This window comes from Streptomyces sp. CB09001 (assembly GCF_003369795.1).
Lineage (GTDB): Bacteria > Actinomycetota > Actinomycetes > Streptomycetales > Streptomycetaceae > Streptomyces.
The window spans coordinates 3552899-3577400 of sequence record NZ_CP026730.1; the positions used below are offsets into that span (position 1 = coordinate 3552899).

Annotated in this window: 18 protein-coding genes and 2 tRNA genes; 8 read left to right on the top strand and 12 right to left on the bottom strand. The window is 72.0% G+C overall.

From position 1 onward, the window contains the following. The first annotated feature begins 72 nt into the window (after nucleotides 1-72). Complete coding sequence (locus tag C4J65_RS16355; RefSeq protein WP_115743073.1) at nucleotides 73-771, top strand: DUF5324 family protein; 699 nt, start codon at nucleotides 73-75, stop codon at nucleotides 769-771. Nucleotides 772-886: 115 nt separating this feature from the next. Here the strand turns inward: C4J65_RS16355 and C4J65_RS16360 are convergent, their stop codons facing one another. Both C4J65_RS16360 and C4J65_RS16365 read right to left on the bottom strand, forming a co-directional pair. Next, complete coding sequence (locus tag C4J65_RS16360) at nucleotides 887-1663, bottom strand: isoprenyl transferase (RefSeq protein WP_115743074.1); 777 nt, start codon at nucleotides 1661-1663, stop codon at nucleotides 887-889. A gap of 397 nt (nucleotides 1664-2060) precedes the next feature. Continuing rightward, nucleotides 2061-2133, bottom strand: a tRNA-Ala gene (locus tag C4J65_RS16365). Between the two features lie 180 nt (nucleotides 2134-2313). Between C4J65_RS16365 and C4J65_RS16370 the strand changes: the two genes are divergently transcribed. Both C4J65_RS16370 and C4J65_RS16375 read left to right on the top strand, forming a co-directional pair. Then, nucleotides 2314-2862: a DNA-binding protein gene (locus tag C4J65_RS16370; RefSeq protein ID WP_115743075.1), complete on the top strand. Its 549-nt coding sequence runs from the start codon at nucleotides 2314-2316 to the stop codon at nucleotides 2860-2862. An 86-nt stretch (nucleotides 2863-2948) separates the two neighbouring features. Then, nucleotides 2949-4793, top strand: coding sequence for a serine/threonine-protein kinase (locus tag C4J65_RS16375; protein WP_115743076.1), 1845 nt, complete (start codon nucleotides 2949-2951; stop codon nucleotides 4791-4793). Nucleotides 4794-4896: 103 nt separating this feature from the next. Here the strand turns inward: C4J65_RS16375 and C4J65_RS16380 are convergent, their stop codons facing one another. Together C4J65_RS16380 and C4J65_RS36675 are read right to left on the bottom strand one after the other, a co-directional pair. After that, complete coding sequence (locus tag C4J65_RS16380) at nucleotides 4897-6255, bottom strand: hypothetical protein (protein WP_115743077.1); 1359 nt, start codon at nucleotides 6253-6255, stop codon at nucleotides 4897-4899. A 129-nt stretch (nucleotides 6256-6384) separates the two neighbouring features. After that, nucleotides 6385-6513, bottom strand: a complete 129-nt coding sequence (locus tag C4J65_RS36675; RefSeq protein WP_003999697.1) for a DLW-39 family protein — start codon at nucleotides 6511-6513, stop codon at nucleotides 6385-6387. 338 nt (nucleotides 6514-6851) lie between these two features. Here C4J65_RS36675 and C4J65_RS16390 point away from each other — a divergent pair, with 338 nt between their 5' ends. The 3 genes from C4J65_RS16390 (at nucleotide 6852) to C4J65_RS16400 (ending at nucleotide 9003) form a co-directional block, all read left to right on the top strand. Further along, nucleotides 6852-7217, top strand: a complete 366-nt coding sequence (locus tag C4J65_RS16390; RefSeq protein ID WP_115743079.1) for a DUF6344 domain-containing protein — start codon at nucleotides 6852-6854, stop codon at nucleotides 7215-7217. A gap of 206 nt (nucleotides 7218-7423) precedes the next feature. Further along, nucleotides 7424-8212 (top strand): GntR family transcriptional regulator, encoded by a 789-nt coding sequence (locus tag C4J65_RS16395; RefSeq protein ID WP_115743080.1) that lies wholly within the window; start codon nucleotides 7424-7426, stop codon nucleotides 8210-8212. An 8-nt stretch (nucleotides 8213-8220) separates the two neighbouring features. Continuing rightward, complete coding sequence (locus C4J65_RS16400) at nucleotides 8221-9003, top strand: glycosyltransferase family 2 protein (RefSeq protein ID WP_115746483.1); 783 nt, start codon at nucleotides 8221-8223, stop codon at nucleotides 9001-9003. A gap of 116 nt (nucleotides 9004-9119) precedes the next feature. Here the strand turns inward: C4J65_RS16400 and C4J65_RS16405 are convergent, their stop codons facing one another. Next, nucleotides 9120-9995 carry an FkbM family methyltransferase gene (locus tag C4J65_RS16405; protein ID WP_115743081.1) on the bottom strand — a complete coding sequence of 292 codons (876 nt, stop codon included), beginning with the start codon at nucleotides 9993-9995 and terminating at the stop codon, nucleotides 9120-9122. Between the two features lie 80 nt (nucleotides 9996-10075). Continuing rightward, complete coding sequence (locus C4J65_RS16410) at nucleotides 10076-10288, bottom strand: ferredoxin (RefSeq protein WP_115743082.1); 213 nt, start codon at nucleotides 10286-10288, stop codon at nucleotides 10076-10078. Between the two features lie 267 nt (nucleotides 10289-10555). Between C4J65_RS16410 and C4J65_RS16415 the strand changes: the two genes are divergently transcribed. After that, entirely contained in the window at nucleotides 10556-11110 is a 555-nt protein-coding gene (locus tag C4J65_RS16415) for a hypothetical protein (RefSeq protein WP_162833206.1), read from the top strand. A gap of 364 nt (nucleotides 11111-11474) precedes the next feature. Then, nucleotides 11475-16499, top strand: a complete 5025-nt coding sequence (locus tag C4J65_RS16420) for a hypothetical protein (RefSeq protein ID WP_115743084.1) — start codon at nucleotides 11475-11477, stop codon at nucleotides 16497-16499. A 219-nt stretch (nucleotides 16500-16718) separates the two neighbouring features. Here the strand turns inward: C4J65_RS16420 and C4J65_RS16425 are convergent. From C4J65_RS16425 to recF, 6 genes are all read right to left on the bottom strand, one after another. Continuing rightward, nucleotides 16719-16795, bottom strand: a tRNA-Ile gene (locus tag C4J65_RS16425). Nucleotides 16796-16906: 111 nt separating this feature from the next. Further along, nucleotides 16907-17650 carry a DUF3566 domain-containing protein gene (locus tag C4J65_RS16430; RefSeq protein ID WP_205351022.1) on the bottom strand — a complete coding sequence of 248 codons (744 nt, stop codon included), beginning with the start codon at nucleotides 17648-17650 and terminating at the stop codon, nucleotides 16907-16909. An 18-nt stretch (nucleotides 17651-17668) separates the two neighbouring features. Continuing rightward, nucleotides 17669-20263 carry a DNA gyrase subunit A gene (gyrA, locus tag C4J65_RS16435; RefSeq protein WP_115743086.1) on the bottom strand — a complete coding sequence of 865 codons (2595 nt, stop codon included), beginning with the start codon at nucleotides 20261-20263 and terminating at the stop codon, nucleotides 17669-17671. 42 nt (nucleotides 20264-20305) lie between these two features. Continuing rightward, entirely contained in the window at nucleotides 20306-22366 is a 2061-nt protein-coding gene (gyrB, locus tag C4J65_RS16440) for a DNA topoisomerase (ATP-hydrolyzing) subunit B (protein WP_205351023.1), read from the bottom strand. A 434-nt stretch (nucleotides 22367-22800) separates the two neighbouring features. Then, complete coding sequence (locus tag C4J65_RS16445) at nucleotides 22801-23373, bottom strand: DUF721 domain-containing protein (protein ID WP_115743088.1); 573 nt, start codon at nucleotides 23371-23373, stop codon at nucleotides 22801-22803. Then, nucleotides 23370-24491, bottom strand: coding sequence for a DNA replication/repair protein RecF (gene recF / locus C4J65_RS16450; RefSeq protein WP_115743089.1), 1122 nt, complete (start codon nucleotides 24489-24491; stop codon nucleotides 23370-23372). The genes C4J65_RS16445 and recF overlap by 4 nt, the downstream gene beginning before the upstream one ends. Nucleotides 24492-24502: the final 11 nt, after the last annotated feature.

Genomic DNA, 24502 nt, shown 5'->3' on the forward strand with positions numbered 1-24502 from the left:
GCGCGTCCCCAGGCATGATCCGTAAAAGGGTGGAAAGTCGAATTACCGTACGCCACCGAGGAGGAGGAACCCGTGACCCGCATCGACAGCGTGCGCGCCGCGACCGGTTCGGCGAAGGACAGCGTGCTGCACGCCGCGGAAGTGGTGGCGCCCTACGCCGACACGGCCAAGGACAGGGCCGCTCACTATGCACAGGAGGCGCGCGTACGGCTGGCGCCCAAGGTGTCGCAGGCCACGTGCCAGGCACGCCTTCAGTACGGCACGCACGTGGCGCCGCGGCTGGAACAGGCCCGTACGCATGTGCCGCCGAAGATGGACGCGGCCGCGCAGGAGGCCGCTGTCCGTACGCGTCTGGCCGCTCGGCAGGCGGCCGACTACTCACGTCCGAGGATCGAGCAGGCGGTGGCCGCGGCCGGTCCCGTGCGCGACGAGGCCACGGCGCGCGGTGCTGCCGCGCTGGCCGCGCTGCGTGGTCAGGTCACGGCGAAGGAGATTCAGAGGCTGACGCGCAGGCATCAGCGACGGGCCCGGGCCGGCCGGGTCGCCAAGGTCCTCGCGGTGGTCGGTGTCGTCGCGGGTGGTGCCTTCGCCGCGTGGAAGTGGTGGGACAAGCAGGCCAACCCGGACTGGCTGGTGGAGCCGCCGGAGGCGACGGAGGTTCCCGAGTCGGGCCGGCTGACGTCGGTGGACGGCACGGGTGAGGCGCTCCTCGATCCCGAGGTGCAGGCCAAGCAGGCTCAGGAGGAGGCGGAGGGCGACGAGCCCCGCTGATCCCCGCGCGCTGTACTGGCGACGGCCGTTTTCTGTCGTTTCCACATCGCCGCGGGGCGGGAGACCGTGAGTCTCTCGCCCCGCGGCGATGTTTCACGTGAAACGGTGCCGGCGCTCAGCGGCCGTAGCGGCGTTCCCGCAGGGAGTAGGAGCGCAGGGCGCGCAGGAAGTCGATCTCCCGGAAGTCCGGCCAGTACGTTTCGCAGAAGTGGACCTCGGCGTAGGCGGACTGCCAGAGCAGGAATCCGGAGAGCCGCTGTTCGCCGGAGGTGCGGATGATGAGGTCGGACTCGGACCGTGTCTTGGAGTACAGGTGCTTGGAGATGTGCTCCATGGTGAAGGTCTCGATGAACTCGTCGATGTCGCCGCCCTGGGAGCTGTGCTCGGTCAGGGCGGAGCGCACGGCGTCGACGATCTCGCGTCTGCCGCCGTAGCCCACGGCGACATCGACCTTGGTGCCGCCCTTGCGGCCCTGGGTGGCGGCGGTGGCGGTCTTGAGGCGGCCGGCGGACTCCGCGGGCAGCAGGTCCAGGGCGCCGACGGCTTCGACGGGCCAGGGGTTGCCCGGCGCGGCCAGTTGCTCGACGACCTCGGCGATGATGTCGATGAGGGGGTTCAGCTGCTCCTCGGGGCGGGCAAGGTTGTCGTCGGAGAGCATGAAGAGGGTGACGTGTTCGATCTGCGCGGAGTCGCACCAGCGCAGGAAGTCCAGCACCTTGGCGCCGCCGGCCCGGTAGCCCTCTCGGGGGTCGTCGATGCCCGACATCTTGGCCCACCGGCGGTTGCCGTCGAGCATGATGCCGATGTGCTGGGGGCGTGGGCGTCCTTCCAGCTCTCTGACCAGCCGCTTCATATAGAGCGCATCAAGAGCGGCCCGTACCTTCGCCCGCATGGTCTACCCCTTCCACCTCGTCGGTAGCGACCGGACGGCTCCGACGGCGATGAGCCACGTGGCACCGCCCCGCAGGGGTCTGCGCTGATGCCCTGTGGGGTGACGATATCAAGAGCAGACAGCGCCTCCGGGGCACCGAGAGGGGCCCGTCCGGGGGCCGGTTCCCGTGGTGGTGCGGACGTCGGAGCGCTGTTCCACGTGCTCAACTGGCCCTTTCCCTCCGGTCGTTGTTGATCACCCGGGCGGTGCGTGCGGTGTCGGGCACCGTGTGGGGCCGGCGACGGTGAGGAACGTCTCCGTCCGCCGGCGCCCGCGAGGGCGGACGCGCTGCGGCCCCCCGGAAGCGAACAGAGCGCCTCCGATCTACGTTTCCGCAGGTCGGAGGCGCTCTTGACGGTGGAGCCTAGGGGAGTCGAACCCCTGACATCTGCCATGCAAAGACAGCGCTCTACCAACTGAGCTAAGGCCCCTCGGGTGGCGTTGCCGGTCCTGGTGCCGCGGACCGCCGGTCGCCGCGGACAAGAGTACCGGGTCGCCCCCCGTATCTCACAAATGATTGGGGCTCCCGGGGAACGACCACGCTCCGTAAGATGCTCGGCGTGGTTCGCTGGAGCGAACTGCGGTTTTTGGGGAAGCGATGGGGAGACGCAATGGACGCCGCACAGCAGGAAGCCACCGCAAGAGCGCGGGAACTGCAGCGGAACTGGTACGGGGAGCCGCTGGGGGCGCTCTTCCGCAGGCTTATCGACGATCTCGGTCTCAACCAGGCTCGTCTCGCGGGGGTGCTGGGGCTGTCCGCGCCGATGCTGTCGCAGCTGATGAGCGGCCAGCGGGCGAAGATCGGCAATCCCGCGGTGGTCCAGCGGGTACAGCTGCTGCAGGACCTGGCTGGGCAGGTCGCCGACGGCAGTGTGAGCGCGGCCGAGGCCACGGAGCGCATGGACGAGATCAAGAAGTCGCAGGGGGGCTCGGTGCTCAGCAACACCACGACGACCACGAGTAGTTCGGGTGCGCCCACGGTCAAGCGGGTGGTCCGGGAGATCCAGTCGCTGCTGCGGTCGGTGTCGGCCGCCGGGGACATCATCGACGCGGCGGACTCGCTCTCCTCCTCGCATCCGGAGCTGGCGGAGTTCCTGCGGGTGTACGGCGCGGGCCGCACCTCGGACGCGGTCGCGCACTACCAGTCCCACCAGAACTGATCCCTCGGGTCCGGTCGCCGAGGGGGTCGGCGGCCGGGCCCGCGGGAGTGGCGCGACAGGTCCCAGGGGAGGAGCGGCGCACAGCCATGGGTGAGGTCTTCGCGGGCCGGTACGAGCTGGTCGATCCGATCGGCCGGGGCGGGGTGGGTGCCGTCTGGCGTGCCTGGGACCACCGGCGCAGGCGTTATGTGGCCGCGAAGGTGCTCCAGCAGCGGGACGCGCACTCGCTGCTGCGGTTCGTCCGTGAGCAGGCGCTGCGGATCGATCACCCCCATGTGCTGGCCCCCGCGAGCTGGGCCGCCGACGACGACCAGGTCCTGTTCACCATGGACCTGGTGACGGGGGGTTCGCTGGTCCATCTGGTCGGGGACTACGGGCCGCTGCCGCCCGAATTCGTGTGCACGCTGCTCGACCAGCTGCTGTCGGGCCTTGGGGCGGTGCACGGGGAGGGGGTGGTGCACCGTGACATCAAGCCCGCCAACCTGCTCCTGGAGGCGACGGGGACGGGCCGGCCGCGCCTCAGGCTGTCGGACTTCGGCATCGCGATGCGGCTGGGTGAGCCCCGGCTGACGGAGACCAACCTCGTGGTGGGGACGCCGGGTTATCTCGCGCCTGAGCAGATGATGGGTGCGGAACCGGACTTTCCGTCGGACCTGTTCGCGGTGGGTCTGGTCGCGCTGTATCTGCTGGAAGGGGCCAAGCCGGACGCCAAGGTGCTCGTCCAGCATTTCGCCGAGCACGGTACGCCGCCCGCGCCGCGGGGGATTCCCGAGCCGCTGTGGCAGGTCGTGGCGACGCTGCTGCAGCCGGATCCGTCGGCGAGGTTCCGTACCGCCACGGGGGCGCGCAAGGCGCTGGCCGCGGCGGTGGAGCTGTTGCCGGAGCCCGGGCCCGACGACGAGCTGATCGAGATCTTCGACCAAGTGGGGCCGCTGCCAACCGGGTTCGGGCCCGAGGGCCCGCTCAAGAGGGCCTCCGGAGTGGACGACGTACCGACGGACCCGCGAGGCCCTGCGAGCGCGCCTCCGGGCGCGGACCCGTCCCCGCCCGCCGCCCCGCCGGCACCCCCCTGGCCGGGCACGCCCCCGGGCGGCCCGTCCCCGCAACCGGACCGGACGCCTTCGGTTCCGCGACCGGCCGGCTCGCCCCCCGGCCAGGACTGGTCGTCGCCCGGCGTCCCGAGCGCGCCCCCACCGGGCCCGGACTCGACGCCCGCGTCCACACCGCCCGGCGCTCCCGCGACAGCGCCCGGCGCATCGTCCGACACCGGACTGCCGTCCTCCACGCCGGGCCTGCCGCCGCCGGGCGCGCCGCCTGTCTTCGGGGGCACGGTGGGACCGGCCGTTGCCCCGTCCGATCCCGCCGGACACGCGTCCTACGGGGCCGGTGAACCGTCCGGCCAGGGCTGGACGCCGTCCACACCCTCCAGGCCCGCCGCAGCGCCCTCGGCGCCCTCGCGCCCCGGCCGGACGCGTCCCGCCCCGGACGGGACGCATTCCGAGGAGGTGCCGGAAGCCGGGCGGTCGGGTGCCATGTCGGAGACCGGGAGTTTCCACCTGCCGCCGCCGCGGCCGACCGTCACCCCGGCGTCGGCCGCGGCGGCCGACGCGGCGCGGCCGCCCGCACCGCACCCGGCGTTCACGGGCGGACCGCAGCACCTTCCGCCGGACCGGACGCCCGACCGGAGTCAGTACCCGGCGCCGCACGGGCCGCCGCTCCCCGCCCAGGCCCTCGCGCCGTCCCCGGCGCCGCGTGCCGACGTCCCCACCGCCGCGTACACCGCCCGGAACCCGCAGTCCACCCCTCCCGCCCAGCACCGCGGGGCACGGCGCCGCCGCCGTCCCGGCCCTCCGGCACGGGTGGTCCTGCCACTGCTGCTGCTCGCCCTGGCCTGCTACGCGGTGGGCTTCTGGGCGCTGACCCGTATCTGAGCCCAGGGCGCCGGAGGGTTAGGGCGTGTCGTTCGGATCAGGCCGACTCCGGGCCACGGCGCCTTGTGGCCCCGCGACCCCGGCAAGACCCGAACGACACCCTCTAGGTCCTGCGCCGGACTGTCGCCGTCCACACGGCCAGGCCGAGCAGCAGCAGGCTGCCGGTGCCGATTCCGCCGACGGCGACGGCCTTCATGGCGAGGTCGCCGTCCGCCGCTCCGCCGGCCGGGGCGGCCACCCGGTCCTGCGCGGAGATCTCGAAGAGGCCCTTCGGCCGGGACTCCCCCGCGTATCCGGGGCCGGTCCCCGCCGATCCCCCGAGTCGCAGGCGCAGCGTCAGCGCGAAGGGCCCCTGGCCGAAGTCGTCGGCCACCTGGGCCGCGAGGTGGACCACGACGTAGTAGTCACCGGCGAACCGCAGCGCGCCGACCTGTCCCGCGGTGGCGTACCGGTTGGGGTAGGCCACGGGGGGCAGGGGGGCGAGGCCGACCGTGGTCGTCCGCCCGGTGTAGCCCTTGGCCGCGTCGTCGACCTCGGCGCGCACGGGGTTGTGCAGGGCCAGTCGCAGGGCACCGGTGGCATAGCCGGAGGCGTCCGCGGAGCCGGCGAGTTCGGCGGTGGCGTACACCTGGCGGCCCCAGTCGACCGGCACCTTGTAGTAGAGGGTCTCCCCGGGCCGGATGTCGTCGCGCCAGACCCCCTGCCTGACGAGGGCGGCGTGGGCGAATCCGTTGCCGCCCGGCCGGCGTTCCGGCTCGCCGGCGAGGGGTTCGGGCGAGGCGGAGTCCCAGGCCTCGGGGGCCTTCGTCGCGCCGGTCTCACGCGGGCGGGGCTCGGTGGCGACGGTGAGTTCCAGGTCCCAGTCGTCCGGCGGGGAGTCCTGGGGCCGGGTCCGCTCGACGCCCACGTAGTAGGTGCCGGGGTCCTGGCACCGCTGGGCGGCGGGATCGATCTCGCGCATGCCCCGGGCGGTGACCGGGCGGGGGCTGCGGGCGGCGCCGAAGGTCGCGCTCTGCACGGAGCACGAACCGCCGTCGGCGTCCTGCACGGAGACCCGGATGCCGTCGACCGCGGTGACCTCCCCGTCGGCGCCGGGAACGGCGGTGACGGAGACGTAGGCGTCCGAGGCGGCGTCGAGTTCGAGGCGGTAGTAGAGGGTGCCGTTCCTCGGCAGGGAGCTGCGGTAGGTGGCGCCCGCCTCCAGCGGTTCGGCGCCCGCGGTGGCACTCGCGCCCGCGATCCGTACGGCGTCGTCGGCGAAGTCGTATCCGGCGGCCGGACCGGCCGAGCCGGCCGCCGGGCCGACCGCGGGGCCGACCGCGAGGGCGGTCGCGCCGGGCAGGGCGGTGGTCGTGGCCAGTACGGCGGTCGTGGCCAGTACGGCGGTCGTGGCCAGTACGGCGGCCACCACGGCCGCTCGCCCCGCCCCGGCGCTCCGTCGAGCCGTACACCACCGTCCCATGACCCGCCACCCCTCGCGCTCACCGGCTCTGTCGCCGCCCGCCCCGAGCGGACCGTGCCCCCTCAGGGCAACACAAAACCCCGACCGTTTGACGGCCGGGGTCTGCTCAGGACCGGATGTCGGTCGTACTCACGAACCCGTGGGCACGGAGTCAGTCGCCTCCGTCCACAGATCCTGCTCGGCGCGATCCGCCTGGATCTGGCGGTACACGAGGAGCCCGCCGATGGCGGCCAGTGCGACCAGGAGAAGCTTCTTCACCGCGCGACCTCGTCTTTCCTTGACGTAGGGGACCTTCGGCGCCCGACTATACACACCGGCCGATACCGATCGGTGACCTGTGTCGGCGGTCAACTGCCCGTCACCGGACCCCTTTAGAAGCGGACGAACCCATTCTGATCGGAGGGTGATCACACCCTCACGTGCCGTGACTTTTGCCCGCCTCCCTCCCGTCTGCGCACCTTTTCCAGCGCCTTGCGGCTATTCGGGTGGTGTTCATCTGAACATCGACGCGCCACGGGCGTCGGTCCACTACTTCGCGGCCCTCATACACATCATGAGGAAAGTACGCAAATCGCCCAACCCGAAAGTGAGGGGCCATGGCCCGGAACAAGGTCCTGACGCTGTGGACCAGCATCGTCACCGCCTTCCTCGCGCTGTGCACGGCGCTCGGACTCGTCACGACGACGGCCGCCGCGGCCGTACCGCAGACCGGAACGCACAGCAACACCGAGAGCGCCTCCCCCGAGGCGGCACCCGCGGCCGCGCTCCCCCTGCCCCGGTCCCGAACCGGCTCCCTGCCCCCCACCATGAAGCAGCGCATCCGCGCCGAGGCGCACGGCGCGGCGCCCAGCTGCCGCCACCACCCGCTCGCCGGCGCCGCCACCGCCACGACCACCGGCCTTCCCTGCGACGACACCGCGGTCGAATCCCGGGCCCAGCACACCATCCCGCTCCAGCGCTGAGCGCCCCGCGCCACCCCCGACCCTGACGTAACGGCGATCTGCGTACCGCACCACACGCGAGAAACGGCCCGGCCGCTCGACAGAGCAGCCGGGCCGCCGCCGTGTGTGCGCGGAACACCGCGCTGCCCGTCCGGTCCCGCCCCTTCGACCACCCGACCACCCACCCCGGCTCTTCAAGACCTCTTGAGGAGTTGTAGCCTGCGACCGTGCCCAAGGCCTACGAAGTGATCGCGGACGATCTGCGCCGCTCCATCCGGGCGGGTGAGCGGCGCCCCGGCGACCGGCTGCCCTCGGAGGCCGACCTCGCCCACCACTACCGGCGCAGCGTGCCCACCGTGCAGAACGCGCTCCGGCTGCTGAGCGACGAGGGCCTGATCGACAAGCGGCACGGGCTCGGCACCTTCGTCCGCCGCCCCCGCACCCCGGCGGTGCGGGACAACCGCCGCCACCAGTGGGAGAAGGACCGGGCCCGCCGGCCGCTCGCCACCAGGGCCGCCACCGGCGCCACGGAGCACGACACCGGCCTGCGGGGCGACGACCTCGTCTTCCACGCCGAGTACCGCGAGCAGAAGGCGTCCGGGGAACTGGCCGAGGCCTTCGGCGTTCCCGAGGGCACCGTGCTGCTCCAACGCACCTTCCGCACGCGGTACTCGGCCGAAGCCGCTCCCTTCAGCCTCGTCACCTCCTACCTCGTCCGCGATGTGATCGCGGCCAATCCCGACCTCCTGGACGAGGCCAACGAGCCCTGGCCGGGCGGCACTCAGCACCAGCTCCACACCGTGGGCGTCGAACTGGACCGCGTGGAGGAGCGCTTGACCGCCCGCCCGCCGACACCGGAGGAGGCCGCGGCCCTGGACCTGCCGCCGGGCACGTCGGTGATCCTGCTCCGCAAGACCTCGTACGACACCGGCGGCCAGGTGGTGGACGTCTCCGACGTCACCCTGCCCGGCGACCGCACCGAACTGCGCTTCACGACCCGTCTGGAAAGGTGGTGAGTGCCGCCGTGAACCGGCGCGTCGTCATCGTCACGGCCGTCCACGGCCCCTCCGCCCCGTTCCTCCCCGAGGCCTACGCCTCGCTGTGCGCACAGGAGCTGCCCGACGGCTGGGAGTGGCGCTGGGTGATCCAGGAGGACGGCCGTACGCAGGACGTCCGGCCGCACGTGCCCGACGATCCGCGGGTCGTTTTCCACCAGGGGCGCCGCGGACGGCAGGGCGGGCCGGGGGTGGCGCGCACGATGGCGCTGGCCCACGCGGACGGTGCGTACGTGAAGGTCCTGGACGCCGACGACCGGCTCACGCCGGGCGCCCTGGCCCGCGACCTGGCCGCCCTGGAGGGCGACCCGTCGATCGGGTGGGCGACCTCGCGGGTCCTGGACCTCCTGCCCGACGGTTCTACGGCCGGATTCCCCGGCGACCCGGCGCACGGGCCGGTCGAGCGGGGTGAGGTGCTCGACTTCTGGAAGGCGAACGGCTTCCGGGCCCAGGTCCACCCGGCGACCCTGCTGGTCCGGCGCGACCTGCTGCTCGCCGTCGGCGGCTGGATGGCCCTGCCGGCGTCCGAGGACACCGGCCTGCTGCTGGCGCTCAACTGCGTGAGCCGGGGGTGGTTCTCCGAGGACGTGGGCCTTCTCTACCGCAAGTGGGAGGGCCAGGAGACCGGCCAGGCGTCCCACGTGGAACCCGCGGAGCGCGATGCCCGGATGGCGGTGGTGGAGGCCAGGGCGCGCGCCCTCGCGTCCTTCGGATGGCGTCTGCCGGAGGGTACCGGCGGCTTCGACCGCTGAACGGCAGTGGCACCGAACGGCGGGAGCACCGAACGGCAGGAACACGGAACGGCAGGAACACGGAACGGCGGGAACACGGAACGGCAGGAACACGGAACGGCGGGAGCACCGAACGGTCAGGGCAGCCGTTCCGCGTCCACCCGTGAGAAGACCAGGTCGCTCTCCCCGGTCACCGGCCCGCGCAGACGCACCGGCGCCCGGGGCGCACCGCCCAGTGCCGGGGGATAGCTCCCGGGCGCGTAGTCGTTGGCCAGCTGGTAGACGTGGAACCCGGCGTCTCTCATCACCGCCAGCAGGTCGTCGACCCGGTCCCCGAGCCGGGCCATGCGCTCCGGTGCCACCTCGACCGCGATCTCCGCGTCCGGCCGCAGAGCGCCCAGCATCGGCGCGAGACCGCGCACGACACTCCCCTCGGCGCCCTCGACGTCGATCTTGATCACCCGGGCGGTCGCGATCTCCGCCGGGTCGAGGAGTTCCGGCAGCGGCCGCGCCTCGGTCCGGAAGCTGGACTCCACCGGGCCGTCGTACGGGACGATGCTGTTCGCCCCCGTGTTCCGCGAGCTGGCGAGCGCGAAGGTCAGCGTCCTGGGACGGTCCGAGACGGCGGCGTTGAGCGCGCGGATGTTCCCGAGGGCGTTGAGCCGGACGTTCTCCACCAGGCGCCGGTGGACGTCGGGGGAGGCCTCGATGGCGACGACCCGGCCGGCGTCGCCGACCAGCCGGGCCGCCAGGACGCTGAAGACGCCGATATTGGCCCCGACGTCGACGAAGCCGTCCCCCGGGCGCAGCCGACGCCGCAGCCAGGCCGTCAGGTGCGGCTCCCAGGCGCCGAACAGGTACAGGTACCGCTGGATGAGATCCTGCGTGTCCACGGCGAAGCGACCGCCCGAGGGCAGCTCGACGACGGCCCTGCGGGGGTGCTCGCGCAGGTGCGCGTTGAGCCAGCGCGTGGCGAGGGCCGCCTTCCCGAGGGTGCCGGGGCCGTTGCGCACGTACCGCGTCGCGAGGCCGACCAGGGCCTCGGCGACGGCGGCGCCCGGTTCTCCGCGGGTGCTCGGCTCTCCGCGGGTGCTCAGCCTCGGACCTCTTCCGCTTCCGTGCGGGCGATGGTGATCGCGGCGGACGGACACCCGTCGGCCGCCTCGCGCACCCGCGGGGCGTCGACGGCGTTCTCCCTGCCGGGTATGACGGCACCGAGGCCGTCCACCTGGGTGAAGACGGACGGGGCCCGGTGGACGCAGTCTCCGGAGCCGTAACACTGCTCGGGGTCGACGGAGATCCTCATGCGCACTCCAGCGGCGGTCGGTTTCGGAGCCTTCACGACCTGCCTGCCCACGGATCGGCGTACTGAACCCGCCCCGCACGCACGCCTGTTGACCGGCCCGCCGGTTGGCCTGCCCGCCCCGGTCCTCGTAAGATCGTCCGGCAATCCCACATTCCGCCGCGGCCCCGCGGTGGCCTGCGACGGTCCGTGCCGGGTCGTGAGGCCCTGCGGAGGCTGAGGGCGGAGTTGTGACCGAGGGGGGACGGTTTGGGGACCGGCGAGCAACTCGTGACGATCGCGGCCGTGCTGGTCGGCGCGCTGACCACACACGTCACGAATTACCTGATGGAGCGGAGCCGCAACCGCAACCAGCTGCTGACGCGGTGGGACGACAAGAAGGTCGACGCCTACGGGGAGTACGTGGACGCCGCCAAACTGCGGATCGCCGCGTCCGTGCCGCTGTACGAGGCACGGGAGGGGCTGCGCGAGACCCACCGCAGCGAGGAGGAACTCCGCGACGACCTCGCGGAGGCGAGCCTCCGCTGGGGGGCGGCCTTCGAGCGCGTCATGCTGCTCGGCGGGGACGACGCCATCGAGTCCGGGCACGAGCTGAACGTGGTGCTCGCCGAGATCGACTGGCAGGCGAGCGGCCGGGTCGACGGCAGCCTGAAGGATTGGCGGGAGCGGCACCGGGCGGCGTTCCGCGCCATCAACGCCTTCCACGAGGCGGCCAGGGCCGACCTCGGCATCCGGGGCCGCGTCACCGGCGAGAAGCACCCGGAGCGCGACCTGCTGGTCCCGCCCGCCCGTGGCTCGTCCACCGGGTCGTCCGCCGGGGACTGACCCACGGCAGCCGCCACTGCCCGTTCACATGTGCGCGTCGGCATGGTTTGGCTCCGGTCCCTCCCCTCGTGGGGACCGGTGCCAAACCATGCCGGCGCCGTTTTCGCGTGCGGTACCGGACGGGTTCGGGAGGGACGGGCCACCGAAAGCTGACCGAGAACATGCGGCCTCATGGGGTGGCTCTCCGAGTGCTGAGCCGCTGACCTGTCCGGGTGCCGCGGGGCCGCCTCGCCACTGCGACGCGATCCTGCCACCCGAGGTCGCCGCGGAGGAGGTTCCGGAACCCGGACACTGCTGTAGCCGCAGGTCAGCCGTATAGAGTGAGTTTTCCGGTCCGGACGTCCAGGTGCGGGGGAAGTAAGGAGTGGAGACCTTGAGTTTCGACTCAGGGGCACGCACGGCCTTCGCAGAACGCCTCGCACTGCTGTACAGGGAGGCCGGCAACCCTCCCCTCAAACGCGTGTCCGAGGCCGTCGTCCGGCTCCAGCGCGTCGACGAACGAGGGCGGCCGGTACGGGTCTCCGCCCAGCGGATCAGCGACTGGCGGCGGGCCAAGAACGTGCCCGCGCAGTTCCCCGCCCTCGCGGCCGTCCTGCACGTCCTCATACCCCAGGCCCGGCGCGCACGGCCCGTACCGGTCTCCGCCGGCCTGTACGACCTGGTTCAGTGGCAGCGCCTGTGGGAGCGGGCGGTGGCCGACCCGAGCGGGGAACGCCCCGGGCCGGCCGCGGCGGAAAAGCGGATCCCCGCCGAGGCTCCGGCGGCCCCGGGCGGGGTCTGCCCGTACCGGGGCCTGGCCGCCTACCGCCGACAGGACGCCGACTGGTTCTTCGGGCGGGAACGGAGCACGCGGGCCCTCCTCGCCCAGCTCCACGCCACACGGGACACCGGCGGTCTGGTCATGCTGGTCGGCGCCTCCGGGGCAGGGAAGTCCTCCCTTCTGAACGCCGGTCTGGTGCCCGCCCTGCGCACCGGTACGCAGGACGCCGGGGGCGGTCCGCCCAGAAGGGTGCTCCAACTCGTGCCGGGCGCCGACCCGCTCGGCGAACTGACCCGCCTGATCCCACAGCTCACGCCCGTCGTCGGCGCCATAAGGGAGAGGGCGGACCGGGAGACGGCGGCGGCCCAGGACGCGTGCTCCCCCGAGACCTGGAACCCGGGTGATCCGCAGGCCGAGGACGCCGCCAGGGCAGCCTTCGCCGCCTGGGCGGCATCCACGGAAGCACCGTCCGGACGGGCGGACCGGGACGGGCCGGACAGCCGGAAGGGGCGGAAGGGGCTGGACGGACCAGACAGGCCAGACGGGCCAGACGGGCCGGACAGCCGGAACGGGCCGGACGGACCGGACAGGCAGGACAGCCGAAACGGGCCGGACAGGCACCGGGCCAGTCCTGCCGACCCGGCCGACCCGGCCGACCCGGCCACCCAGGCGGCCTGGGTCGGTCGGACAGGACAGGCCGACCGAACGGACCAGGCAAGCGAGGCAGGCCGAACCGACTGGGACAGACAGACCAACCGGACAAACAGGACCAGCCGAACGGGCCTGAGCAGCGGAGGCGGCCCGAGCGTCTCGGCATACCGGAACGGCCGCCCAGGACGGACGGTCCGGGCGAGCCTCGCCGACGAGCCGGGCCAGGGTGCCCGGACCGACCCGGACGGCCTGCACCACCTGGTCGCCCCAGCGGGGCAGACGGGCCGGGACGGCAGCGCCGGCCCGGACGGCCGGACAGGCAACGCGGCCCAGGTCGACCAAGCAGATCAAAAAGATCAAACAGACCAGGCAGACCAGGCAGACCAGAAGGGCCGAACAGGCCAACAGAGCCGAACAGACCAGAGCGGACTGGACAGCCGGGAGATTCGGCCCGCCCCGATCGCCCCAGCGGGGCAGCCGGGCGGGAACGGCAGGGCCGGCTCGGACGGCGGAGACGGCCGGGACGGGCGGATCGGCCTCAGCAGCCAAGGCGGCCCGAACGGCCACTCCGGACAGCTCGACCGGACACGCGACGACCAGGCACGACGGCCCGGCCGGACACACTCGGACGGCGAGCCCCGCCCAGAGGGCCCGCCAGGGCAAGCGGGCCCGACCGGCCGGGCCGGGCGGACGCGCCCGCCGGTCCAGGAACCCTCCGACGGCCGGGAAGACCACCAGGACCCCGATGCCCGGCCGGTCGTCATCGTGGACCAGTTCGAGGAGCTGTTCACGCTCTGCGCCGACGAGGCGGACCGGCGCGTGTTCATCCGGCTGCTCCAGGCGGCCTGCGTGCCCGGCGCCGACGGGGACCCGCCGCCGGTGCTGGTGACCCTGGGCGTACGCGCCGACTTCTACGACCGCTGCCTGCGGTACCCCGAGCTGGCCGACGCGCTGCAGCACCGGCACATGGTGCTCGGCCCGCTGACCACCGCGGAGCTGCGCGAGGCGGTGACCGCTCCCGCCAGGGCCGTCGGCATGGAGCTGGAACCGGGGCTCGCCGAGCTGATCATCCGCGAGGTGAGCACCGACGGCCCCCGCGGCGGGAGCGCCTCCCACGCCTTTCGGGCCGTGGGGGAGCACGACGCGGGCGTACTGCCGCTCCTGTCCCACGCCCTGCTCGCCACCTGGCAGCGGCGCAAGGCGGGCCGGCTGACCCTGGCCGGGTACCGCGCGGCCGGCGGCATCCAGGGCGCGGTGGCCGCGACCGCAGAGCGGGCCTGGTCCGGTCTGGACCCGGCGGCGCGCACGGCCGCGCGGCTGCTGCTGCTCAGGCTGGTCCGGCTGAGCGAGGACACGCAGGCCACCCGCAGGCGCAGTACGCGACGTCGGCTGGCCGAGGAGTCGAGGGACCCCGGCAAGACCGAGGAGTCCCTCGAGGCGCTGGTGCGGGCCCGGCTGGTGACGCTCGACGCGGACACCGTGGAGATCACCCACGAGGCGCTGCTGCACGCCTGGCCCCGGCTGCGCGACTGGATCGACGAGGACCGCGCCGGAAACCTGCTGCGCCAGCGGCTCGAGGAGGACGGCCTGGCCTGGGAGGAGTCGGACCGCGACGCCGCGCTGCTCTACCGGGGCTCCCGGCTGGCGCAGGCCGACGGCTGGGCGAAGTCGGCCGACGACACCTTCCTGACCCGCGGCGCGGTGGAGTTCCTGGCCGCCGCGGTCAGGCTGCGCAGGCGCACCGTCATGATCAGCCGTGCCGCGGTGTCGGCGCTGGTCGTCCTGGCCCTCCTGGCCGTCGGTTCCGCGGTGGTGGCCTGGCAGCAGCGCAACGACGCCGTGTTCGAGCAGGTGGTCGCCGAAGCGGACCGGGTCCAGGACACCGACCCGTCCCTGTCGGCCCAGCTCGACCTGGCGGCACACCGCCTGCGGCCGGACGACGAGGACGTCAGGAACCGGCTGATCTCGATCGTGAACGCGCCCCTGGCCACCCCGCTCCTCGGGCACACCGGCGCCGTCTACCTCACCTCCTTCAGCCCCGACGGGCGGATCCTGGCGACGGCCAGCTACGACCGGACCGTCCGGCTCTGGGACGTTTCGGACCCGGACCGTCCGGAACAGCTGGGCAAGCCCCTCAGCGGACACACCAGCTGGGTGAGCACCGCGGTCTTCAGCCCGGACGGCCGCACCCTGGCCAGCGCCTCGGACGACGGCACGATCCGGCTCTGGGACGTCGCCGGCCCCGGCCGCCCGCGGCCGCTCGGCGCCCCGCTGGCCGGTCACGGCGGCACCGTCTACCTGCTCGCCTTCAGCCCCGACGGCCGCACCCTGGCCTCCGCCCACGACGACCACGCCGTCCGCCTGTGGAACGTGGCCGACCGGCGCCGCCCCGAGGCGCTCGACACCCTGACCGGTTCCACGGGGGCGGTGCGCTCGGTGGCCTTCAGTCCCGACGGGGACACGCTCGCGGCCGGCGGCGACGACGACAAGGTCCGGCTCTGGGACGTGAGCGATCCCCGCCGTCCCGAGCCGGCCGGCGCACCGCTGGCCGGTCACAGCGCCCTGGTGCACTCCGTGGCCTTCAGCCCCGACGGCCGCACCCTCGCCAGCGGCAGCGCCGACGACACCGTCCAGCTCTGGGACGTCTCCGACCCCGCCCGGGCGAAACCCGTCGGCGCGCCGCTCACCGGCCACAGCGGTCCCGTCTGGGCGGTGGCGTTCAGCCCCGACGGCGCCATGCTCGCGGTGAGCAGCGCGGACAGTACGGCGAGCCTGTGGAACGTCAGCGACCCGGCCTACCCCTCGCAGGTCGGCGTGCCCCTCGCCGGAGGCAGCGGTGAGATGTACGCCCTCGGCTTCAGCCCCGACGGCAGCACCCTCGCCACCGGCAGCGGCGACAGCAAGGTCCGCCTGTGGTCGCTGCCGACGTCGGACATGATCGGCCGCATCGGGGCCTTCCGCCCGGACGGGCACGTACTGGCCACGGCGGCCCGCGACGGCCGGGTCCGGCTGTGGGACGTGACGGAGCCCGGCCGGCCCGTCTCGCTGAGCGCACCCTTCGAGCCGGGGGACGGGGACATACGGTCACTGGTGTTCTCCCCGGACGGCGGGACGCTCGCGGTGCTCGTGGGAGGCCGCGCGCTGCAGCTGTGGGACGTCACGGACCCGGCCGGGCCCACCGCCCACGGACCGCCCGTGGCGCTGAGCACCCGCTACGCGGGCCCCGACACGCTGGCGTTCAGCCCGGACGGCCGGACCCTCGCCACGGCCCACGACGACCGCACCATCCAGTTGTGGAACGCCGAAGACCCGGCCCGCCCGCCCCGTCGCCTGGGCAAGCCGCTCACCGGCCACTCGGGATACGTGAACACGCTCGCGTTCAGCCCGGACGGCCACACCCTCGCCAGCGGCGGTGCCGACGACGCCGTACGCCTCTGGGACGTCACCGACCCCGCGCACGCCACCCGTCTCGGCGCGGCCCGTACCGGGCACCTGGGGCCCGTCAACGTCCTCGCCTACAGCCCCGACGGCCACACCCTGGCCAGCGGCAGCGACGACGGCACGGTCCGGCTCTGGGACGTCACCGAGCCGGGCGAGGCGTCCGGGGCCGGGGCCGGGACCACGCTCGCCGGACACACCGACTCGGTGGTGTCGCTGACGTTCAGCCAGGACGGCAACACCCTGGCCAGCGGCGCCAACGACAACACGGTCCGGCTCTGGAGCGTCACCGACCCCGCCGAGGCCGCCCCCATCGGCCGGGCGATGAGCCCCAACTCCAAGACGGGCAACTTCCTCTCCTTCAGCCCCGTGAGCCACATGCTCGGGGTCTCCAGCGGCACGGACACGGTCCGGCTGTGGAGCCTGGACGTGGACGACGCCATCGACCGCATCTGCTCGGCCACCCGGGGTGTACTGACCGAGGAGAAGTGGCACGAGTACCTGCCCCGCCTGGACTACGAGCCACCGTGCCACCAGTGAGGCACTCCCCGCCCCACACGTGATCCCTGTCACATCTCCGGTCCCCGACCGACCAGTCGGCACCCACCGGACACCCGGCCTTGTTAGCCTTGGCCACAGCCCGACCGCTGGCGCATCCCCCGTCGCCAGCGGTCGGGTCTTTTCCTGGACTTGTCCCACCGCGGCGCCCGACGGCGAACGCGAAGACCCCCAGCCGGTACCGGCTGGGGGTCTTCGTGCTGGTGGGGCTAACAGGATTTGAACCTGTGGCCTCATCCTTATCAGGGATGCGCTCTAACCAACTGAGCTATAGCCCCGCCGCGCTCTGCGGTGTACGTCCCGCGCGCTGACTCCTGAAGATTAGCGCACGAGGCGGGCAGTCCCAAAATCGGTTGTCGCGCGGCCCGAGGGCCAGGACGGCCCGGGGATCACTCGTCCTCGGCGAGCGTCAGCTCCACACCGCCGACGAAGCCGGCGGACAGGTTGTAGATGAACGCACCCAGCGTGGCCAGGGCCGTCGCGAGGACGACGTCGATGACCGCGATGATCGTCGTGAACATCAGCACGTTGGGCAGCGACAGGAAGGACTGCAGGTCGAAGCCGTTGGACTCGTTGGAGCCGGTGGCCTCGGCGATGGTCCCGCCGACCGTCGAGAAGACGCCCATGGCGTCCATGACCATCCACAGCACGGCGGACGCGACGATGGTGCAGATGCCCAGCGCGATGGAGAGCAGGAAGCTGACCTTCATCACCGACCACGGGTCGGCCTTCGACACGCGCAGCCGCGCCTTGCGGACGCGGGGCGTGGTGCGAGCGCCGGTGCGCGGGCGGCGCACGGCGGACGCGTTGCCGCCGTGGGTCTGATTGCCGCCCTGGGTCTGGTAGGCCTGCGGCGGGTGGTACGGCCCGCCGGGCTGCTGGGGCTGCCGTTCTCCCGGCAGCGGCGAGGCCGCCTGCTGAGTCCGCTGGCCTCGGGTGTCCGTCACAGTTCCCCCCTGGGATCCATGCGTTGAGGACGAGCTCCCCGAGTGCGAGTCGGTCGCTCCGTCGTCGATCTTGCGCAGTTGAGTCGTGTGCGAATCCGTCGCACGCGCGGCTGAGCCACGGCCGCCGCCGCCCGTTTCCGTACCCGTGGGGGTACCGGCCGATCCGGCGCCCGTGGCTCCGCTCACGATGACTCTCTCCTCGTGCTACTCGGCCGAGGGCGCCTCGCCCTCGTCCGTGCCGGTGGTCGCGGCACCCTCGGCGGTCTCGTCGACGGCCACATCGCCGTCGACCTCCTCCGCCTCGCGTCCCGCCTCGGCGTTGCGTGCGATGCCGACGACGGCATCGCGCTTGCCCAGATTGATCAGTTGAACGCCCATGGTGTCACGGCCGGTCTCCCTGACCCCGCTGACTCGCGTACGAATCACACCGCCCGAGAGTGTGATGGCGAGGATCTCGTCGTGCTCCTCGACCACCAGCGCGCCCACGAGCGACCCGCGGTCCTCGACGATCTTGGCGGCCTTGATGCCGAGGCCGCCGCGACCCTGGACGCGGTACTCGTCGACGGAGGTCCGCTTCGCGTAACCGCCGTCGGTGGCAGTGAACACGAACGTACCGGCTCGAACAACATTCATCGAGAGCAGCTCGTCCCCTTCGCGGAAACTCATGCCCTTGACGCCCGAGGTGGCACGCCCCATCGGGCGCAGCGTGTCGTCCGACGCGGTGAACCTGATCGACTGTGCCTTCTTGCTGATCAGCAGCAGATCGTCCTCGGCCGAGACGAGTTCGGCTCCGATCAGCTCGTCGTCGCTTCCGTCCGCCTGCTCCCGCAGGTTGATCGCGATGACACCGCCCGAACGCGGCGAGTCGTAGTCCTTCAGCGGCGTCTTCTTCACCAGGCCGGCCTTCGTGGCCAGGACCAGGTAGGGAACCGCCTCGTAGTCGCGGATCGCGCGGATCTGCGCGATCGTCTCGTCCGGCTGGAAGGCCAGCAGGTTCGCCACGTGCTGGCCGCGCGCGTCCCGGCCGGCGTCCGGCAGCTCGTACGCCTTGGCGCGGTAGACGCGGCCCTTGTTGGTGAAGAACAGCAGCCAGTGGTGCGTGGTGGACACGAAGAAGTGGTTGACGATGTCGTCTTCCTTGAGCTTCGCGCCGCGCACGCCCTTCCCGCCGCGCTTCTGCGCCCGGTAGTCGTCGGTCTTGGTGCGCTTGATGTAACCGCCACGCGTGACCGTGACGACGATGTCCTCCTCGGCGATCAGGTCCTCGATGGACATGTCGCCCTCGTACGGGATCAGCTTCGTCTTGCGGTCGTCGCCGTACTTCTCGACGAGCGCGGTCAGCTCCTCGCTGACGATCCCGCGCTGGCGGACGGGCGAGGCGAGGATCTCGTTGTACTCGTTGATCTTCATCTGGAGCTCGTCGTGCTCGCGGACGATCTTCTGCCGCTCCAGGGCCGCCAGGCGGCGCAGCTGCATCTCCAGGATGGCGTTGGCCTGGATCTCGTCGATCTCCAGGAGGTCCATCAGGCCGCCGCGCGCGATCTCGACGGTGTCGCTGCGCCGGATCAGCGCGATGACCTCGTCGATGGCGTCCAGGGCCTTGAGCAGGCCGCGCAGGATGTGCGCCCGCTCCTCCGCCTTGCGCAGCCTGAAGCGCGTACGGCGGACGATGACCTCGATCTGGTGGTTCACCCAGTGGCGGATGAACGCGTCCAGGGACAGGGTGCGCGGCACGCCGTCGACCAGCGCCAGCATGTTGGCGCCGAAGTTGGTCTGCAGGTCGGTGTGCTTGTACAGGTTGTTCAGGACGACCTTGGCGACCGCGTCGCGCTTGAGCACGATCACCAGGCGCTGGCCGGTGCGGGAGCTCGTCTCGTCGCGGACGTCCGCGATGCCGCCGATCTTGCCGTCCTTCACCAGGTCGGCGATCTTCTGTGCGAGGTTGTCGGGGTTGGTCTGGTACGGCAGCTCCGTGACCACCAGGCACTGGCGGTTCTGGATCTCCTCGACCTCGACGACCGCGCGCATCGTGATCGAGCCGCGGCCGGTGCGGTACGCCTCCTCGATGCCCTTGCGGCCCACCACGAGGGCGCCGGTCGGGAAGTCGGGGCCCTTGATGCGCTCGATGAGCGCGTCCAGCAGCTCCTCGTGCGAGGCCTCGTAGTTCTCCAGGTACCACTGGGCGCCGGCCGCGACCTCGCGCAGGTTGTGCGGCGGGATGTTGGTGGCCATGCCGACCGCGATCCCCGCCGAGCCGTTGATCAGCAGGTTCGGGAAGCGGGCGGGCAGGACGGTCGGCTCCTTGGAGCGGCCGTCGTAGTTGTCCGTGAAGTCGACGGTCTCCTCGTCGATGTCGCGGACCATCTCCATCGACAGCGGCGCCATCTTGCACTCGGTGTACCGCATGGCCGCGGCCGGGTCGTTGCCCGGCGAGCCGAAGTTGCCGTTGGAGTCGACGAGCGGCATCCGCATCGACCAGGGCTGGGCGAGGCGGACCAGGGCGTCGTAGATGGAGCTGTCGCCGTGCGGGTGGTAGTTGCCCATGACGTCGCCGACGACGCGGGCGCACTTGTAGAAGCCGCGCTCGGGGCGGTAGCCGCCGTCGTACATGGCGTACAGCACGCGGCGGTGCACGGGCTTGAGTCCGTCACGGACGTCGGGCAGCGCGCGCGAGACGATGACGGACATCGCGTAGTCGAGGTACGAGCGCTGCATCTCCGTCTCGAGCCCGACGGGCTCGACACGCATGGCCAGGGCGTCACCCTCGGGCGTCGTCACGGGAGTGTTCTCGTCGGTCATTGCTGGTGAAGGTCCTTCCTGGTGCGGTCAGCTGAGACCGACTCAGATGTCGAGGAAGCGGACGTCCTTGGCGTTGCGCTGGATGAACGCGCGCCGGGCCTCGACGTCCTCGCCCATCAGCACCGAGAACAGGTCGTCGGCCTGCGCGGCGTCGTCGAGCGTGACCTGGCCGAGCACGCGGTGCTCCTGGTCCATGGTCGTGATGCGCAGTTCCTCGGCGTTCATCTCGCCGAGGCCCTTGAAGCGCTGCACGGAGTCCTCACGGATGCGCTTGCCCGCGTTGCGGCCCATCTCGATCAGCGCGTCGCGCTCGCGGTCGGAGTACGCGTACTCGAAGTCGTCCCGGCCCCACTTGATCTTGTAGAGCGGCGGGCGGGACAGGTACACGTGCCCGGACTCGACCAGCGGCCGCATGAAGCGGAACAGGAAGGTCAGCAGCAGGGTGTTGATGTGCTGGCCGTCGACGTCGGCGTCCGCCATCAGAATGATCTTGTGATAGCGGAGCTTCTCGATGTCGAAGTCCTCGTGCACACCGGTGCCGAACGCGGAGATCATCGCCTGGATCTCCTGGTTCTGCAGGATCCGGTCGATGCGCGCCTTCTCCACGTTGAGGATCTTGCCGCGGATCGGGAGGATCGCCTGGTACTGCGGGTTCCGGCCGGACTTGGCGGAGCCGCCGGCGGAGTCGCCCTCGACGATGAAGATCTCGCACTTGGTCGGGTCGTTCGACTGGCAGTCGGACAGCTTGCCCGGCAGCGAGGCCGACTCCAGCAGACCCTTGCGGCGCGTCAGGTCGCGGGCCTTGCGGGCCGCCACGCGCGCGTGGGCCGCCTGGATGCCCTTGCGGATGATGTCCGCGGCCTCGTTGGGGTTGCGGTCGAGCCAGTCCGTCAGGTGCTCGTAGACGACCTTCTGGACGAAGGTCTTCACCTCGGTGTTGCCCAGCTTCGTCTTGGTCTGGCCCTCGAACTGCGGCTCGGCCAGCTTCACCGAGATGATCGCGGTCAGACCCTCGCGGATGTCGTCACCCGTGAGGTTGTCGTCCTTCTCGCGCAGCAGCTTCTTGTCGCGCGCGTACTTGTTGATCAGCGAGGTGAGCGCCGCGCGGAAACCCTCCTCGTGCGTGCCGCCCTCGTGCGTGTGGATGATGTTGGCGAAGGAGTACACGCCCTCCGTGTAGCCGCCGTTCCACTGCATCGCGACCTCGAGGGACAGGCTCTTGTCCCTGTCCTCGGCCTCCAGGTCGATCACGGTCGGGTGCACCAGCTCTCCCTTGCGGGAGTTGAGGTACGTCACGAAGTCGACGATGCCGCCCTCGTAGTGGTACGAGACGCTCTTGACCTCGTGCTTCTCGTCCTCGCCCGCCTCGTCCGCGCCGGCGGTGGCCTTCGCCGACTCGCGCTCGTCGGTGAGGTTGATCTTGAGACCCTTGTTGAGGAAGGCCATCTCCTGGAAGCGCCGGGAGAGCGTCTCGAAGGAGTAGTCGGTGGTCTCGAAGATGTCGCCGTCGGCCCAGAAGGTGACCGTCGTGCCGGTCTCCTCGGTGGCCTCGTGCCGGGCCAGCGCCGCCGTGGGGACGCCCAGCTTGTACTCCTGCGTCCAGCGGTAGCCGTCGGTCTTGACCTCCACCGCCACCCTCGTGGAGAGGGCGTTGACGACGGAGACACCCACGCCGTGCAGACCACCGGAGACCGCGTAGCCGCCGCCGCCGAACTTGCCGCCCGCGTGCAGCACGGTCAGCACGACCTCGACGGCGGGCTTCCCCTCGGAGGGGACGATGCCCACCGGGATGCCACGGCCGTTGTCGACGACGCGGACACCGCCGTCGGCGAGGATCGTCACGTCGATCGTGTCCGCGTGACCGGCGAGTGCCTCGTCGACGGAGTTGTCCACGACCTCCTGCACCAGGTGGTGCAGGCCCCGCTCACCGGTCGAACCGATGTACATACCGGGTCGCTTGCGGACCGCGTCCAGACCCTCGAGGACGGTGATGGCACTGGCGTCGTACGACGCGGAAGCATCGCCGTGCGGGGTGCTCACCGCGTCGTTCACGCCGGTGTCGGTGGACGGGTTGTTCTCGTTGGGGTTGCCGGAATCGGCCACGAAGCGCCCTTTCTGGCACAGCACGAGCCGGGCTCGTCGGCAGGTTGCCGGAGCGGCTGCGGCATGTTGCGTTGGTAAGCCTTGATCAGCGTTGCTCAGCTAGTCCCGGACGGTCCCCACGTTCGGGGCGGGATTCTCTCTCATTCTACCGGTACCACTGACACTGATGGGGGTTTGCCGGTACCTGAGTCCGCATGTGCCGCCCTGAACCAGCCTCGTCCGACTCCCGATATGCGGATGGGGGCCTCAAGAGGCTCACAACGGCACTCAGCGCTTCGGGGCGTCAACCCTTTGCTACTTGGGAGTCAGATCGTGCCGCGCGATCACGCGCGGGGGTACGACGCGGGGCGCGCCGACGGCTCACGCCGCCCACCGTCACCCACTTTTGTGAGGTACATCACGCACCCCTGACGGGGTGCCAGATCGCCCGCACATCACCCGTAGGTGTCACCCGGGCCCTGGCTGCCAGGGGCCCGCAACGGCCCGTACCTCCGACCCGGACCACCCGGCCCACCGGGACCGAGGACCTTGATCATCCGTACCGACCCGTGCCCCAGGTCCTCGTTGAGGCGTGCCACCAGCGTCGGCGCGAGCAACCGCAGGTTCGTCGCCCACGCCGTCGAGTCGCAGCGCACCACCAGCACCCGCTCGTCCTCGTCGTACCGCTCCGGCACACAGTGATTGGCCACGTCCTCACCGACGATCTGCGGCCAGCGGCCCATCACCCCGCCCACCGCCGCCGGTGTCTCCCAGCCGCGCTCGGTGATCAGCCGGTTGATCGCGGAACCCAGCGCCATGGGGTCACGGCCGTCGGCCCGCGCCCCGGAGCGCAGTCCCCCGCGCCGCGCCTGCTTCTTCTGCCGGGCCGCGTCCCCACGCGCGCGTGCCGCCTCCCGCGCCGCCCTGAGTGCCACGCGCGCGAGGTCGACGCCGGACGGCTCCGGGCCGCCGCTCGCGCCCTCGCCGGGGGACTGTCCGGGGCCCGACTCCGGTGCGTCCGCGCTCATACGCGCTCCACCGTCCCCTCCGCCACCGTGAACCGTGCCCCCGCCAGCACATGCGGTACGTCGTCGTCGACCGCGGCCGTCACCAGCACCTGCTCCCCGGCCGCCACCAGCTCGGCCAGCCGCTCCCGGCGCCGCGCGTCCAGCTCGGCGAACGCGTCGTCCAGCACCAGCACCGGCTCGTTGCCCTCGGCCCGCAGCAGGTCGAAGGAGGCCAGCCGCAGCGCCAGCGCGTACGACCACGACTCGCCGTGGGAGGCGTAGCCCTTGGCGGGCAGCGAGCCGAGCTTGAGCAGCAGGTCGTCCCGGTGCGGACCGACCAGGGTGACGCCCCGCTCGATCTCCTGCTTGCGGGCCTCGGCGAGTGCCGCCATCAGCTGCTCGTACAGGTCCTCGCGCGTGTGCGCCTCACCGGGCGCCGACGGCTTGTACTCCAGGGCGACCGGACCCCCGCCCGGGGCCAGCTGCTCGTACGCCTTGTCGGCCAGCGGCTGCACGGCCGCGATCAGGTCCAGGCGCTGGGCGAGCAGCTCGGCGCCCACGCGCGCGAGGTGCTGGTCCCAGACGTCGAGCGTGGACAGGTCCATCGTGCGGCCACCGTGCCGGCGGGCGAGCGCGGCCGACTTCAGCAGGGTGTTGCGCTGCTTGAGGACCCGGTCGTAGTCGGAGCGCACCCCGGCCATCCGCGGGGAACGGGCGGTGATCAGCTCGTCCAGGAAGCGGCGCCGCTCGCCCGGGTCGCCCTTCACCAGCGCGAGGTCCTCCGGCGCGAACAGCACGGTGCGCACGATGCCGAGCACATCACGGGGTTTGACCTGCGAGGACCTGTTGACGCGGGCGCGGTTGGCCCGGCCCGGGTTCAGCTCCAGCTCGATCAGCTGCTGCCGCTCGCCCTGCCGGACCTGGGCCCGGATCACGGCGCGCTCGGCGCCCATGCGCACCAGGGGCGCGTCGGAGGAGACCCGGTGGCTGCCGAGGGTGGCGAGGTAGCCGACCGCCTCGACGAGGTTCGTCTTGCCCTGCCCGTTCGGGCCGACGAATGCGGTGACGCCCGGGTCCAGGGGCACCTCGACCCGGGCGTACGAACGGAAGTCGGCCAGCGACAGATGCGTGACGTGCATGGTCGTGCGCC

What these genes read in the sequence shown, in the direction of transcription:
- C4J65_RS16360 (WP_115743074.1), bottom strand. Translation starts at nt 1,663, where the DNA reads ATGCGGGCGAAGGTACGGGCCGCTCTTGATGCGCTCTATATGAAGCGG.
- C4J65_RS16370 (WP_115743075.1), top strand. Translation starts at nt 2,314, where the DNA reads ATGGACGCCGCACAGCAGGAAGCCACCGCAAGAGCGCGGGAACTGCAG.
- C4J65_RS16375 (WP_115743076.1), top strand. Translation starts at nt 2,949, where the DNA reads ATGGGTGAGGTCTTCGCGGGCCGGTACGAGCTGGTCGATCCGATCGGC.
- C4J65_RS16380 (WP_115743077.1), bottom strand. Translation starts at nt 6,255, where the DNA reads ATGGGACGGTGGTGTACGGCTCGACGGAGCGCCGGGGCGGGGCGAGCG.
- C4J65_RS16390 (WP_115743079.1), top strand. Translation starts at nt 6,852, where the DNA reads ATGGCCCGGAACAAGGTCCTGACGCTGTGGACCAGCATCGTCACCGCC.
- C4J65_RS16410 (WP_115743082.1), bottom strand. Translation starts at nt 10,288, where the DNA reads ATGAGGATCTCCGTCGACCCCGAGCAGTGTTACGGCTCCGGAGACTGC.
- gyrA (WP_115743086.1), bottom strand. Translation starts at nt 20,263, where the DNA reads ATGACCGACGAGAACACTCCCGTGACGACGCCCGAGGGTGACGCCCTG.
- C4J65_RS16445 (WP_115743088.1), bottom strand. Translation starts at nt 23,373, where the DNA reads ATGAGCGCGGACGCACCGGAGTCGGGCCCCGGACAGTCCCCCGGCGAG.
- recF (WP_115743089.1), bottom strand. Translation starts at nt 24,491, where the DNA reads ATGCACGTCACGCATCTGTCGCTGGCCGACTTCCGTTCGTACGCCCGG.